The 14,806-nt window shown below is 40.3% G+C and carries 13 protein-coding genes; 4 read left to right on the forward strand and 9 right to left on the reverse strand.

Annotated features, from left to right (window positions below; translation table 11 throughout):
• Nucleotides 1-63 precede the first annotated feature (63 nt).
• The 6 genes from tyrS to B2V22_RS08215 all read right to left on the reverse strand — a co-directional run bounded on the left by tyrS (nt 64) and on the right by B2V22_RS08215 (nt 6,179).
• A complete protein-coding gene (gene tyrS / locus B2V22_RS08190) occupies nt 64-1,329 on the reverse strand; it encodes a tyrosine--tRNA ligase (protein ID WP_290491843.1) in 1,266 nt (421 codons plus the stop codon).
• 560 nt (nt 1,330-1,889) lie between these two features.
• The gene (locus B2V22_RS08195; RefSeq protein ID WP_149358105.1) at nt 1,890-2,102 is read right to left on the reverse strand and encodes a hypothetical protein; all 213 of its coding nucleotides are present in this window, start codon (nt 2,100-2,102) and stop codon (nt 1,890-1,892) included.
• 13 nt (nt 2,103-2,115) lie between these two features.
• A complete protein-coding gene (locus B2V22_RS08200) occupies nt 2,116-2,796 on the reverse strand; it encodes an NAD(P)H-dependent oxidoreductase (RefSeq protein WP_290491846.1) in 681 nt (226 codons plus the stop codon).
• Between the two features lie 125 nt (nt 2,797-2,921).
• Nucleotides 2,922-4,457 carry an AbgT family transporter gene (locus B2V22_RS08205; RefSeq protein ID WP_290491847.1) on the reverse strand — a complete coding sequence of 512 codons (1,536 nt, stop codon included), beginning with the start codon at nt 4,455-4,457 and terminating at the stop codon, nt 2,922-2,924.
• 356 nt (nt 4,458-4,813) lie between these two features.
• Nucleotides 4,814-5,419: a cyclodeaminase/cyclohydrolase family protein gene (locus B2V22_RS08210; RefSeq protein WP_290491849.1), complete on the reverse strand. Its 606-nt coding sequence runs from the start codon at nt 5,417-5,419 to the stop codon at nt 4,814-4,816.
• A 67-nt stretch (nt 5,420-5,486) separates the two neighbouring features.
• Nucleotides 5,487-6,179 carry a DUF554 domain-containing protein gene (locus B2V22_RS08215; protein ID WP_290491850.1) on the reverse strand — a complete coding sequence of 231 codons (693 nt, stop codon included), beginning with the start codon at nt 6,177-6,179 and terminating at the stop codon, nt 5,487-5,489.
• A gap of 203 nt (nt 6,180-6,382) precedes the next feature.
• Here B2V22_RS08215 and glnA point away from each other — a divergent pair, with 203 nt between their 5' ends.
• Nucleotides 6,383-7,723 (forward strand): type I glutamate--ammonia ligase, encoded by a 1,341-nt coding sequence (gene glnA / locus B2V22_RS08220; RefSeq protein WP_396159041.1) that lies wholly within the window; start codon nt 6,383-6,385, stop codon nt 7,721-7,723.
• 259 nt (nt 7,724-7,982) lie between these two features.
• Here glnA and B2V22_RS08225 read toward each other — a convergent pair whose 3' ends face one another.
• From B2V22_RS08225 to B2V22_RS08235, 3 genes are all read right to left on the reverse strand, one after another.
• Nucleotides 7,983-8,816, reverse strand: coding sequence for a DUF975 family protein (locus B2V22_RS08225; RefSeq protein WP_290491854.1), 834 nt, complete (start codon nt 8,814-8,816; stop codon nt 7,983-7,985).
• 233 nt (nt 8,817-9,049) lie between these two features.
• Nucleotides 9,050-9,748 carry a zinc metallopeptidase gene (locus B2V22_RS08230; protein ID WP_290491856.1) on the reverse strand — a complete coding sequence of 233 codons (699 nt, stop codon included), beginning with the start codon at nt 9,746-9,748 and terminating at the stop codon, nt 9,050-9,052.
• Nucleotides 9,749-9,809: 61 nt separating this feature from the next.
• Nucleotides 9,810-10,823, reverse strand: a complete 1,014-nt coding sequence (locus tag B2V22_RS08235) for an alpha/beta hydrolase (protein ID WP_290491858.1) — start codon at nt 10,821-10,823, stop codon at nt 9,810-9,812.
• A 292-nt stretch (nt 10,824-11,115) separates the two neighbouring features.
• On the opposite strand from B2V22_RS08235, the gene B2V22_RS08240 reads away from it, so the two are divergent.
• The 3 genes from B2V22_RS08240 to B2V22_RS08250 all read left to right on the forward strand — a co-directional run.
• Nucleotides 11,116-11,739, forward strand: coding sequence for a YkyA family protein (locus tag B2V22_RS08240; protein ID WP_290491859.1), 624 nt, complete (start codon nt 11,116-11,118; stop codon nt 11,737-11,739).
• A gap of 29 nt (nt 11,740-11,768) precedes the next feature.
• Nucleotides 11,769-13,184, forward strand: coding sequence for a putative glycoside hydrolase (locus tag B2V22_RS08245; RefSeq protein WP_290491861.1), 1,416 nt, complete (start codon nt 11,769-11,771; stop codon nt 13,182-13,184).
• Between the two features lie 435 nt (nt 13,185-13,619).
• The coding region (locus tag B2V22_RS08250; protein WP_290491863.1) for a PTS transporter subunit EIIC at nt 13,620-14,806 on the forward strand (1,187 nt) is incomplete at its 3' end.

The raw sequence follows: 14,806 nt of genomic DNA on the forward strand, positions 1-14,806 counted from the left end.
CAAAATGCGTCAAAAAAAGACCTGAACCGGGGTTCAAGTCTTTCATCTTTTCCATATTAATTTTTACGCGCCTTCGATAGTAACTAAGAAGTATTTTTTCTTACCGCGACGAACGACGATGTATTTGCCTTCGATGGCGTCTGCTGCTGAGATTTCGTAGTCGACGTCTTGTAGGCGTTGACCGTTGATGTAGATGGCACCATTGTTGATGTCTTCACGTGATTGACGCCGTGATCCTTCGATGCCTGCGTCTACTAACCAAACCGCTAAATTGTTGCCTTCTTTAGGCATTGTTGATCCTGGCATGTTACCGAAACCTTGTTCAATTTGTTTGGCTGATAGGTCTTGGATATTGCCTGAGAATAAGGCTTCTGTGATGGTTTGGGCATCTTGTAAGCCTGTTTGACCGTGAACAAAAGTAGTCATTTCTTCTGCTAAACGACGTTGTGCTTCACGTTTTTCTGGTTGAGTGGCTACTTTTTCTTCTAGGGCATCGATTTCTTCTTTGCTTAAGAAGGTAAAGTATTTCAAGTATTTCACGACGTCAGCATCGTTTTGGTTTAACCAGAATTGGTAGAATTCGTATGGAGACGTCTTTTCTGGGTCTAGCCAAATCGCACCACCGGCTGTTTTACCGAATTTAGTGCCATCCGATTTCAACATTAATGGAATAGTTAATCCAAAGGCCTCTGCGTCTGCTCCAGCTTCTTTACGGATTAATTCTAAACCTGATGTGATGTTCCCCCATTGATCTGCCCCACCGATTTGTAGACGAACGTCCTCGTTTTCAAAAAGGTGTAAGAAGTCCATTGATTGAAGGATTTGGTATGAGAATTCTGTAAATGAAATCCCTGTTTCTAAACGTGAAGCAACGATGTCTTTTTTTATCATGGTATTCACATTGAAACGTTTCCCAATATTACGTAAGAAATCAAGTAAAGTCAGGTTTTTGGTCCAGTCGTAGTTGTTGACCATACGGAAGTCGGCATCCTTTTCTTTTAGGAATAAGTTTTCCATTTGGCCAGCTAATTTGCGGGCGTTATCTTCTACTTGTTCCATAGTTTGTAGGTTACGTTCTTCCGATTTACCTGATGGGTCACCGATTGAACCAGTTGCCCCACCGATTAAGATAACTGGACGGTGTCCTGCTAATTGGAATCGTTTAAGGACCATAAATGGAATTAAGTGACCGATATGTAGTGAGTCACCAGTTGGGTCAACACCGCAGTATAGGCTGATTTTGTTGTCTTTGATGTAGGCTTTTAGACCGTCTTCGTCTGTTTGCTGGTTGATGGCGCCACGCCATTCTAATTCTTCAATAATGTTCATATTTTTCGCTCCTTTTCCCTTTTATATAAAAAAAAGCCCCTGCCCTAAGCTCTTCCAATTGGAAAAGCCTAGACAGGGACGATCAATTACCGTGTTACCACCCAAATTGCTATAAACTTCTAGTTTATAACCTCTCTTTGTGCGTTATCGGGCACAAGCCGGCGGAATTTATTTTGCTATGTGTAATTCACTATCAATCCTTGACTAGTTTTCACCCACCACTAGTTCGCTAATGTCCAGATTCATCGCTACTCCATCAATTGACTTGATGCCATAGTGCATTCCTTGCACAAGATTATTTGCGTGTGAAACTTTCGCTTCTCACTGAATTTTATCAAAGTCATTGGATAAGTCAAGCAGTTTTGCTGTCTTTTTCCAGTAGATCAGGAATACGATCTTTACTCTGCTTTTCCATATGTCTAAAGCATAAGCCATGGCTTTCTCATATCTATCATTAACCTATACACGCTCAGTAAACTACTTAAAATAGGATGTTTCTCAAATTTTACAGAAAAAAATCCGACTATGAATGATACTGATACGCTATTTCTCCTATCCAACTACCATTCTTCGTGGTTCCATGCTAAGCCGTCTAATTTGCCTTGGGCTTGTAATAAGCGTTTGTCGGTTTCTGCGATTTCAGCTTTCACTTTTTTTAGTATGGCGATTGTTGCATAGTCTGTTGCCGTTTCGATGGCTTGGTCAATGATCGCCTCTGTCCATTTCAAGTCATTTTCCATTCCGGTTCTAGTCTCCTTGTTTAATGCGGTCATATGATGTGCCCCCTTAACGCCAACTTGTTTTAGGTAGTTGCGCTTCAATGTCGCCTAGATTGTCCATTTCATCTGCCCATTCTTCAGCAACCAGATTTAGTTGCGCTTGTAATGGTTGGTCAAAATCGCCTGCAATGTCTTTTAATTGGGCGATCAACCAAGCGTTTCGCTCAGCAAATTTTGCCTGGGTTGGCAGTTCTAGGTATTGTCTAAAACGGACTAAGTTGTCTTGCTGGATATGTTCTGGTTGGTAGGAGTGTTGGGCAAGGACAAATGGTGGTAAGTAATTCAAGCCAATCGCTCGTGCAAAGGATTGGTAAGGTCGAAGTAACTCTGAAATGGTTACTTGTTCCCGGCCACCTGCTTGATACTGTCTTAAAGGCACACCCACTGAGATGATTACGCCAAATTCTTTACCTTTCAAATTTGTACTATAGGTATCTAGAAATTCCTTGTTAAAGACTTCTTGAATAAAGTCCGATACTAAACCGGGTGCTTGATACCAGAATAATGGAAATTGAAGCAACCATCTGTCTGATGCTAGGATAGCTTCTTGATACGCTGTCACGTTTGCATCTGTCAATGGTCGTTCAATTTGGATAAAGGGAATGGTATTTGGTCTTGCTTCATACAGAAATTGGTGGGACGCTGATGTTTCCATTTCTGGATGACCACCAAAGATCACGCTTGCCATTGATTCGCCTACTTTCTCATTTATACTTTATCATGCACTTCTTGTCATTTTATCACAAGTCTATTCTACATAAGAAAAGCAGCCTAACCAAGTAGACTGCTTGCAAAATTTATATTGAACGATTTTTATAATAAAACTGGTGAATTCGGCCCAACTGGGATGCCTATTAGGTACCAGATGACTGCCATAATAATCCACACAAGACCGATAGCTACTGAGTAAGGTAATACGTTAGACATTAAAGTTCCTAAACCAGAACGTTTGTCGTATTTATATAATACGGCTAGAACCACCGGAATGTAAGCTTGCATTGGTGTTAACGGGTTAATAATCCCATCACCAATACGGTAAAGCATTTGCGTGAATGATGGGTGGTAACCTAACAGCATGAACATTGGGACAAAGATTGGTGCCAGGATTGCCCATTTTGCCGAAGCTGAACCAATGAAGAAGTCAACGAACATTGATAATAAAATGAATCCGATGATTAAGGCGATACCATTGGTGCTTTCTAGTAACCCTGCTCCTGAAATCGCAATGACTGTCCCCATGTTAGACCATGAGAAGTATGCCATCATTTGACTTGAGAAGAAGATGATTACGATGAAGCTTCCCATATCAGCCATTGATGTAGATAACATCCGAGATAAGTCGTGTGAGTCTTTGACTTGACCGGTCATCTTACCGTACACGAAACCTGGGACAAAGAACATAATTGTCATCAAGACAGTGATCCCGTCCATAAATGGCGAATCAGAAATTAATGAGCCTGTTTCAGCGTTTGCTAAGAATGAATTTGGTATTAAGGCTAAAACTGCAACAATAGCGATTGTCGCTAGTAATGACCAGTTTGCATATTTGACTGCTTTGATTTCTTGGTCTGATAATGAGCCACCTTTGTGAACTGCTGGTAATTTCTCGTCGGCAAATTCAGGTTGGTACTCACCCATTTGTGGTAATGAAATTTTAGTCAGTACCAAGTAAATAACTGGTACTAATACAAATGTTGAAACAAAGATGAAATAGTAGTTCATCGCAACGTTTAGTTCAATGTCTGGCAAAATAGTCTGTGCTGCTGATTCTGTAAAGGGGAATACTAAGGCATCAGACATCCCCAACATCACGTTGGCCGCAAAGGCCGCAAGTGATGATACATAACCTAGCACTGCACCGGCCATTGGGTTTAAACCAATTTTCAAGAAAGTTAAGGCTACTAACGGTGGCAATACGATTGGACCAGCGTCCCCAGCGATGTTGGCAATTACCCCTGCAAAAATGATGATCAGTAAGATATATCGCTTGGGCGCTTTTTCCACTACGTTAGTTAAAACGGCTTCAAAGTAACCTGATTTCTCAGCCATACCAACACCAAGCATAATAACTAATACGGCTGACAAGGCTGGGAATCCAGCAAAGTTGGCCCCTGCTTCTGATATCATGCGGGCAAAGTATTCACCAGTTAACAAGTTATTTACTGCAACCTCTGAATTATCTATAGGATTGACAACCGAGACCCCTAACATACTCATTACCCATGACGCTAGAATGACTAGAATACTCAGGTAAATGAAAATCATAATTGGTGAAGGCATTTTGTTCCCTACACGCTCAATTCCGTTAAGAATACGGAGCAACCGTGTTTCTTGTTGTTTTTCTTCCACTTATTTCATCTCTTTTCTTATTGTAATTCTTGCCTAGCTTTTCACTGTTCTTTTTAAATTATAAAGATTTGATTAAAATTCTTCAAGTGTTTGTTAATTTTTAACCTTTTCTTGGAAGGTAATCTCCATTTTCCCAAATAAAATAGACCCATATCACCTTTATATGGATCTATTTGTTAGATTTATTGACGGCTAAATACCGTTTTTTAGTATAAGTACCTTGTACTTGTTTCAATCCTACCGTATTGATGTATGGATCTTAATGATTTGCAATTATTTCTATTCATAATACTCGCCTCTTTCCATTATTGGATTTGTATTTCCTGTGAAAGAGGTGTTTGTAAATTATAGAACTTTTAGCGGTTAGCTACGGTTTCTGTGATTGTTTGAATTGCGGCTTCACTTCTTTGAATCAAGTCTTTTCCTTTGGCACCCAATGTTGCTTGTAGGTTTTCGTCCTTTAATAATAAGACGTTTTCTTCAACATTTTCGTTAGCTGCTTGGATAGCCGTTTTCAGCATAGTTGTCCCAACGGTAACATCGGCCATGACTGACTTGCGTCCTAGGCTTGCGACTTGAGTCATGATTTCTAAGGCTTCTGTTGCGTGGTCCATGATTTCCAATGGCACTTCTGTGGCAATTTTTAAGCCCGCTTGAATCGCTTGTACGCGTTCAGCCTTTTCTTGGTCAGTAGCTTTTGGCAATTTGAATGCACCGAATAGTTGGTTTGATGCTTCTTCATCCCCTTGCACCAAAGCGAACAGTGCTTCTTGATGGCTAGTCATTTGATTGACTAGACCCGCCAACAAATTAATATCCGCCCCTTTTTGCTTTTCAATAGTAATATTTAGGACCATGTTACCTAAGGCAGCGCCCATTGTGCCGGCGTATGCTGCTGCTGACCCGCCCCCTGGTGCTGATTGGCTTGAGGCTAATGCTTCGATATAAGTATACATTTCCATGATATTTTCTCCCTTTTAATCATTTTTTGAGTGATGTTTGAATAATTTCTTCTATTATAGAATAGTGTTAAAACAAGTTGAATAGTGGAATTAAAACGATTGGTACAAACATGGATGGTGCGATGTTCATGACCTTAATGTCAGTAATTTGTAAGAGATTGAATCCTAAGCCCATAATAATGAGGGACCCTACTGCACCGATTTCTGAGGTTACGACGTCTCCTAATAAGGGCGCGATGGATGCGGATAGTAGCGATAAGGCTGCTTCATAAATAAATAATGGGATAGCGGCAAAGGCTGACCCAATCCCAAGTGTTGAAGACAAGACAAAGACGAACACAAAGTCTAAGATAGATTTGGCGTACATGGTGTTGTGGTCTAGAAATAAACCAGACTGCAGGGACCCAATGATGGCCATTGCGCCGACTACAACGAATAAAGTGGCCGATACAAAGGCCTCTTGAAAGGTAGATTCACCTTCGTCAGCTACTCTTTCTTGGAGTTTTAAGGCAAAATGATTAAATTTCCCGTCGAAGTCAACTGTTTCACCGATTAAGGTCCCAATCACTAAGGACAGCACCATGACGATTAGATTGTCTGTTTCAAGGGCACCTTGGATACCAATAAATATAACGACCAACGCGACAGCTGTCATTATGCCTTTTCGTGTGTTATTTTTTAAGAGGTGACCGAATGTCGTCCCTACACCTGCCCCAAATATTACACTAATTGCGTTCACAATTGCCCCCAATATGACCATGTCCTAACTCCTCTTATCTTCGTTTTCTTTTGAATTTGATTATAACAAATAATGAGAATTTTATGTGGAAATTGTTAACATTTTGTTAAACCCGGTTTTCATGTGATATTTTATGACACAAAACGTCAATTTGCCCTTGCATTCTATTAAAAATACATTCATAATAAAAAAGTAGTTAAATTTAGGACGACAAAAAAGGAGCAATTTTTATGCGAACATGGACTAGAGAAGCAATTTTTGAAGACGTAAAAGAGAAAAATGTACATTTTATTCGTTTAGCATTTTCAGATGTTAACGGAATTTTGAAAAATGTTGAAATCCCTGTTTCACAGCTAGACAAAGCTTTAGATAACGAAATGGCCTTCGATGGTTCTTCTATTGATGGATTTGTCCGTATCGAAGAAGCTGATATGAAGCTACACCCAGACTTGAATACTTGGACTGTTTTCCCTTGGGGTTCTGATGACAGAAAAGTTGCCATCTTGATTTGTGATATTTATACAACTGATGGTGAGCCATTTGCAGGTGATCCTCGTGGTAACTTAAAACGTATGGTAGAAAAATTAGATGATTTAGGTTTTTCTGCTTTCAACTTAGGTCCTGAGCCAGAATTCTTCTTGTTCAAACTTGCAGAAGACGGCAACCCAACGACTCGCGTAAATGATGTTGGCGGTTACTTTGACGTTGCGCCTGTTGATTTAGGTGAAAACTGTCGACGTGAAATCGTATTGGTACTTGAAGATCTTGGTTTTGAGATAGAAGCTTCTCACCATGAGGTTGCGATTGGCCAACACGAAATCGACTTTAAATACACTGATGTTGTAGATGCTTGCGATAAGATTCAATTATTCAAGTTAATCGTTAAAACTGTTGCGCGTAAATACAACTTGCATGCTACTTTCATGCCAAAACCTATTTACGGTATCAATGGTTCTGGTATGCACTGTAACATGTCTTTATTCAAAGGAAGCGAAAACGTCTTCTTTGATGCAGATTCTGAAACTCAATTATCTGAAACAGCTATGCAATTTATCGCTGGTGTCTTAGAACATGCTAAAGCAATCACTGCAGTTGCTAACCCAATTGTAAACTCATACAAGCGTTTAGTTTCAGGCTATGAAGCACCCGTAAACATTGCTTGGTCTGCACGTAACCGTTCACCACTAATCCGTATCCCAGCAGCTCGCGGGAAATCAACTCGTGTTGAATTACGTTCAGTTGACCCAGCTGCTAACCCTTACTTAGCACTTGCAGCTATCTTAGGTGCTGGTCTTAAAGGTATCGAAGACGAAACAGTTGCACCTGCACCAATTTCTCGTAACGTATACAAAATGACTGCTGATGAATTAGTTAACGGTGGCATTGATAAATTACCTAGCTCTCTATCTCGCGCTTTAGACGAATTAGAAATCGACAACGTTGTACAACATGCTTTAGGTGCACACATTACTGCAAACTTCATCTCAAGCAAACGTATTGAATGCCAAGAATACTTACACCAAGTAACTGACTGGGAATTGAATACATACTTAGAACAATACTAATTTAGTTAAAATGGACACGACTTGGCGAAAGCTAGGTCGTGTTTTTTATTGTATACGAATAAAAAAAACACATGACCTAGAAAGGAATCCAGATCATGTGTTAAATTAAGGTTATTCATTCCTTAACAGTTTGTGTCGCACCCTAGTCGGGTTCACTTTGGCAGTCAGGTCTCCACTTCAGACTAGTTTGCACCACCCGGTGTGTGTCACGTTACTAGTCTTCCAGTGCTACCTAAACGCCAAAGCTCGCACCCTCTTTTTAAAAGTCGTTCCAGTTTTTATCGTCTGTATACTTGTCATCCACAAAACTGTGGTTGGTTTTGTATATGGACGGTTTTTCTTTTCTTGTAAATCCGCGGTATGTGTTGCCTTGTTTTTTAGCATTGTGGTTTGATCTCGGCGTGCACTCGTCTTCTTCTACAAGAACTTCTTTGGTCCGGTGTTTTCTAGCTTTACTAAGTCGGGATACTTTTTCTGGGTAGCCAGTTTCATCTAATGCTTCTTCATAGAAGTTGATTAAGGCTAGGCTATGGTAGGGTTTGACGTAGAAGTAGGCTAATCCTAGCGTGAATGGAATCAATAGGTACCATCCGATGAAGCGTAGGTTTATCCAGATAAATCGCCATTTCCGGCCGCGCATCATCCGGCGAGATTCTGTGATGGCCTCAGAGGCTGTTAGGATTGGGAAGTCGACGATTAAATAATCGGTCAATGCATATCCTATACTTTTGTAAACCGCTGGAAAAAATAACAACAATGACCACATAAGTAGGTAAAAGCCTCGTAGGAATCCTGCCCAAGCAAATTTGATTGAATCACGCATAATGGGTCCAATGATGTCACGGTGGATTCGTATCGGTCGTTGGTTGTTCTTCACCATTAATGACCGTAGATAAGCCATTTCAGCTCCGGCAATAAAAACGATCTCGATGATAATAATCAGGATGCTGATGGGGAAAAGGACAAAGGACACCGCTGTTGGTACGGTTCCAATAATCCAAACGATTGCCCAATAAATAATGGTAAATAAGACAAACCACCCTGTATTTTGCTTTAATGTCTCTTTAGCTTTCGCTTTCAGATTTCTTCTCAATCACAGTCACCTCCTCATTAAAAATTATCAATTGATTATGTGCATATAATACTTATCTGATCGATGAACTGGTAGACACCAATAATTGCCTTTCAGACCAGCTAACCTTATATAAGTATTTTATCAAATTCTAAAGTTTCGCCATCCACCTTAGGACCTATTTCAAACAAAAGAATAGCCTTGAATACCGCTGTACTCAAGGCCGTCTTTTTGCCTGTAATAATGGTTACATCTTAGTCGCGAGAACGACCGCCAAACAATATCAAGACACGTAGTAGTGACAAGGCACCTGCAATTGCTGAAGCAACGTAAGTCATGGCCGCAGCGTTTAGGGTTTTACGGGCATATGGTAATTCCGTTGCAGTTAAGACATTCCCGTCTTCCATAATTTGTAACGCACGTTTAGAGGCGTCAAATTCGACTGGTAAAGTCACCAATTGGAAAAGTAAGGTTAGGGAGAACAAAATAATCCCAATATTGATAAAGGTCTCGTTAAACCCAGCCATGGCACCAAGGATTAAGATTGGCCAAGACAGTTTTGAACCGATACTCACAACAGGTACAATTTTTTGACGTAGGGTCATCATGAAATAACCTTGGGCATCTTGAACAGCATGGCCACACTCATGGGCCGCAACACCGATAGCAGCAATCGATTTTGAATCGGCTGTGGCGTCAGATAAACGCAATACTTTATTGCTTGGATCATAGTGGTCGGTTAAGTTCCCAGAAATACGCTCAACTCGAACGTTGGTAATGCCTGAATATTGTAAGATGTATTCGGCAACTTGGGTACCGGTCATCCCCTTTGCAGTGGCATATTTACTATATTTAGTAAATGTTCGATTTACGTTGGCACTTGCGATTGACGCGATTACAGCACCAATAATAATTAAGATATAAGTCCAGTCAAACATCATGGGGAAAAACATTGAATCACTCCTTCTTTTATATTATAACAGCTAACGCCGCCCTGACCAATGCGTATGCTGGTTAGGGGTTTATAATTTGTTGGTAGATGATGTCGATAACTTCCTGACTTTCTGGTAGGTTATTCAGGTAAAATTCATGGTGCATGTAATCAAACTGGTAGTAGTTACTAGTATGATTATGGGCACGTAATCGGCGGTGTAACCAACGGCCGTCGCAGGCGTGGCTGTCATGGGTTCCGTTAATAAAATCGACTGCTGGCATTGAGTCAGTTGGCATTTTAGCATAATTTAGAGCTGGATTTTTCTCTAGCCAGATAGTTTTTAAGGCATTGACCTTGGTGGCATCAAATTGAACATCGTTTGGGTTGATATTGACGTCATCAAAGCTTGTATTCAACCATGGTGATAGTAAAATCACCCGTTTCACTGGACTGCCTATTTGGTCCATCCGATCCGCAACCAGTAAGGCTGGAATCGCGCCAGTGTCTGAGGCAAGGAAATAGACATTTCGAAGAGAACGCCCTGTTTTTTTAGCGATTTCCTCTATCAAATTGGTCAACCGTCCTGTTTCACTAGCTAAGTCGTAATTAGCGAATGAACGCAACAAGGGAATTGACACCTTCGCCTCATCTTCAAAGCGGTTAGCTATTTTTCGGGCGAAGGCCCATTCACGCTCTTGTAAGGTATGAATCCCGCTTCCACCATGGAAATAAATAATCCAGGCATTGCCTGTCTCTTGGGAATCACCTTGAGTGTCCAAGGTTGGTTCCGTATCAATATCCGTCATCTCGACCATGACACCCTTCTGGCCACGGTGAATCTTTGAAGCATGGTCTCGGGTAATAAAGAATAAGTTTTCGTGATTAATACTACGTTTAGCTAGGTCTTCAGTTGCTTGTTTCTTACTAATAGCAGGGGTTAGGCGATTGGCTTCTCGCATAAGCCGCATACCATCTTGTATCACTTTGCTGCGCACCGACCGCTCTTGACTCATGGCATGATAAACATAGCCAATGCCTGTTGCAGCAGCTGCTAACCCCAGTCGCCACAGTCGGTTGTTGTCCTTCTTACTCATTCTCGCACGCTCCTTCCCACTTTCTTTATCATAAAACTTGCACCAGTTCTTTAGTCTATTATAACCGAACACCAAGCTTTGGATAGGGACTAAAGTCCTAATTTCTGGCAAAAGAATTCCTACATTTTACTTAGCTTTTTCTAAAAATTATATTAATTTCTTGAGTAATTTGCTTAAGTCTCGTATCATTAAGGGAGCATTATACTTTATGGGTTATCATTGGGTTACTTTATGCCAAAATGCATATGGCATTCATTGATCAACAAAGTTAAAAAGAATAAGGAGATAGATAATGGTATTGAAGAAACTACCCACCCTTGCAATCGTTGGAGCGAGTATTGGGGTATTAGCAGCTTGCTCAGCCACACCAGACCAAGTTGTGACGAAGTCATCTGAAAACGCCCACGCTATGATGGGCCAATTAGAGGCCATCCAGAAGCAGGAAATGGCCTTACAAGATGCTTTTGAAGCAGATTTGGCAGCTGACGAAAGTCTAGCTAACTTCGCTGAATCAGGTACGGGTGCAACACGGGAAAACTTACAAACAAGACAAGCAGAATTTGATGAATTAAAATCATTTTTTGAAGATTTCCAAGGTCAGGTTGAAAGTTTAAATGAATTTGACGAAACTGATTTCACTGCTGAGGAAGATTTCGCCAACTTTGATGCGTCTCGCCAATTAGCTGCTAGCATCAACATGCAAATGAGCGCATATATTGAAAACTACCAAGCGGTTTTGGAAAAAGAAGATGCTTATTACACGAGTTTGGCGGCTGAAGATAGTGACTCAGCAGCCTTCTCTGACGGCCTAGCTGAAATTAACGGCAATTTTGAAACGTCACAAACAGCTTTATCTGAAATGTTGCCTGACTTAACGGCATTAGCCAAACTTTCTCAAACAGAAAATCAATCATAATAAAATCAAATAGAACGGAGGCCAGAACCTTGAAAGACAATCAATCTAATCCAAATCCGGATAATAAGAAAACTTTAGACCCAAAAAACGAAGGGCCGAAATTCAATTGGAAGCTCGTTTTAAGCTTACTCACAGCTATTGTGCTAGGTTTAGCCTTAATCTTTGGGATTCGAACAGACTGGTATGGCTTAGCCAATGAAAATAACCAAGAACAAACAGCAAGTAATGAAAGTTCGTCTGAACAAAATGGTGAAGCTACCAGTGAATCTGGTGAAGAAAGTGGTGAAGATGCTAGCGTTGCAGCAACAAGCGGTGAAGGTGACAGCGCACAACTACCAAATATTTCTACAGAAGCAACCACTTTATTAAACCAACCAAAAAATTTACCCTCAAAATTCCAATACGATTCAGGTTATGACATTGCCTATCCTGAAGATGGGGTAAAAGGAATTTATCTATCAGCAGCCGGTGCCACTGACCAAGCTCTGTTTGATGAGAATATGGCCCTATTAGATGAAACAAATCTAAATTCAGTTGTACTTGATGTTAAAGATGACTACGGGAACATCACTATGGACCTACCGTCAGAAGACGATACGGTCAACAACAACGAAACAGATAGCATTGACGGCGAAGGCATCATGCAAACCTTCGAAGACAAACAAATCTATCCAATCGCTCGTATCACAACCTTTAAAGATACCAACCTAGCCAATGCTGATCCATCACGTACCTTCCAAACAGCATCTGGTGAAGTATGGACTAACGGTGGTGGCGACGCCTTCTTAAACCCATACAACAAAGATAACTGGGATTACCTTGTAGAAGTCGCTAAATCAGCCGCTCGCGCTGGTTATAAAGATATCCAATTTGACTATGTCCGCTTCCCAGAAGGATTTGAAACTTTTGGTGAAACCCTAACTTACGATATGGGTGACTACGCTGAATATGGAAAAGCTTCAACTGAAGCCCGTCAAATGGTTATCGCTGACTTCCTAGCTTATGCCCACGAAGAGCTTGAGCCATACGGCGTAGATGTTTCTGCAGATATCTTTGGATACGTGACAGATGTTGTCGCAACACCTGGTATCGGTCAAAACTACAACATGATTGCAGAAAATGTCGATGTCATTTCATCAATGATCTACCCTTCTCACTGGGGTCCTGGCTACTTCGGCTTAGACTACCCAGACTTATACCCATATGAAGTTGTACAAGCATATATGGAAAAAGAAAATGCTTTAAACGCTGAGCTTGAAGAAGCACCAGTATCAAGACCTTGGTTACAAGACTTTACCGCCTCATACCTAGCAGAAGGCACTTACGCCGAATATGGTGCGAACGAAGTACAAGAACAAATCAACGCCGTCATTGAAAGTGGCGCCAACGAATACTTACTTTGGGATGCCTCAAACACCTACACAAGAGGTGTAGATTACAAATAGAACTTATGGTAGCTAAAACTCGACGCCAGCTGACGTCGAGTTTTTTGTTTGGTTTTACATTAAAGATTTTGATTTTAAAACAATATCTTTCGACTAGCTAAAAAAATGGGTTCGTCAGGTTTTAAGGAATTAACCTATTATATAAATAATATTCAACATGATAGCGAATTGTCTGAGGTTAACGAAAATGCAGCCAATGTTCTTGCAATTGATTTCTTTACAATGAGGCGTGAAAACCAAATGTCCCTGAAATTATTCTAATCCTCTCTTATCTCACATCTCTTCTTACTAATATATTTTGAGTTTATGTTAGAGAAACTGTTTGAAGAGTGAATTTTTGAATTCATGAAATAATTGCCAATATAAAGTGCTTTTGTAAAATTAAGAACTCTATATGCTATACTTCTGATAAACCTTCGGGAAGGAAGTATCGTTTTGGATTACAATAAAATTGGTCGCGATATAATAAAGGGTGTTGGTGGTAAAGAAAACATCAATGACCTAACCCACTGTTTCACTCGTTTAAGATTCGAGTTAAAAGATAAAGATAAGGCGGATAGTGCTTTGCTTAACCAAGTTGAGGGGGTGATTTCAACTGTCTATAGTAGTGGGCAATATCAAGTTGTCATAGGAAGTAAAGTTGAGAAAGTATTTAACGCTGTTCAAGAGGCACTCGATGATCTTAAGACTGAGGACGTTCAAAAATCAGTCTTAGATAGAACGCTCATCCTAATTACACAAATTTTCACCCCAATTGTACCTGCTATTGCCGCTTCAGGGCTAATTAAAGGATTACTAACTGCTGCAAATATGCTGTTGTCAATATATTTTTCTATAGACATTTCGACATCTGATACTTACATTTTATTATTTGCCGCTAGTCAAATTATCTTCTACTTCATGCCGATCTTTTTGGCTTACACAACTGCAAAAGCTTTAAAAACTGATAAATTTACGGCAATGCTATTAGGTGGATTTCTTGTATATCCACAAATCAATGAGATGATGTTAGATTATCAAACCCAAACCTCAATTTTCGGACTACCCTTTATTAAAGGTGCATGGGGAACTGGAGATAATGTGCGTGTATTTTCGTATGTAGAATCTGTTATCCCTATCATTTTAACTGTAATAGCACTCTACTTTTTAGAAAAGGGTTTAAAGAAAGTTACACCTGAGATTCTTCAAATTATATTAGTTCCAGGATTGTCTGTCATTATTATGCTACCAATTATGTTATCTGTTACAGGACCTATTGGAATATATCTGGGTAATATGATTCAAACTGCATATAACGCTATTATTGATTTCAGTCCAACGTTAGGTGGTGCTATGGTTGGAGGCTTATGGGGTGTTTTCGTTATCTTCGGAGCCCATCGTGCACTTTTACCCGTTGGTCTGAACGATGTTGCTTTAACAGGTAGACAAAATCTCCTCGCATTTGCTGGAGCTGCAAACTTTGCCCAAGGTGGCGCCGTTCTAGGGGTAGCGTTGAAAACAAAAAACAAAGACTTAAAAAGTATCAGTTATTCTGCCTTTATTTCTGCAATCTTAGTTGGCATTACAGAACCTGCCATATATGGGGCTAACCTCCGTCTAAAAAAACCTATGATTACTGCAGT

Origin of the sequence: Aerococcus sp. UBA6277, assembly GCF_002440555.1 — a bacterium.
GTDB lineage: Bacteria > Bacillota > Bacilli > Lactobacillales > Aerococcaceae > Aerococcus.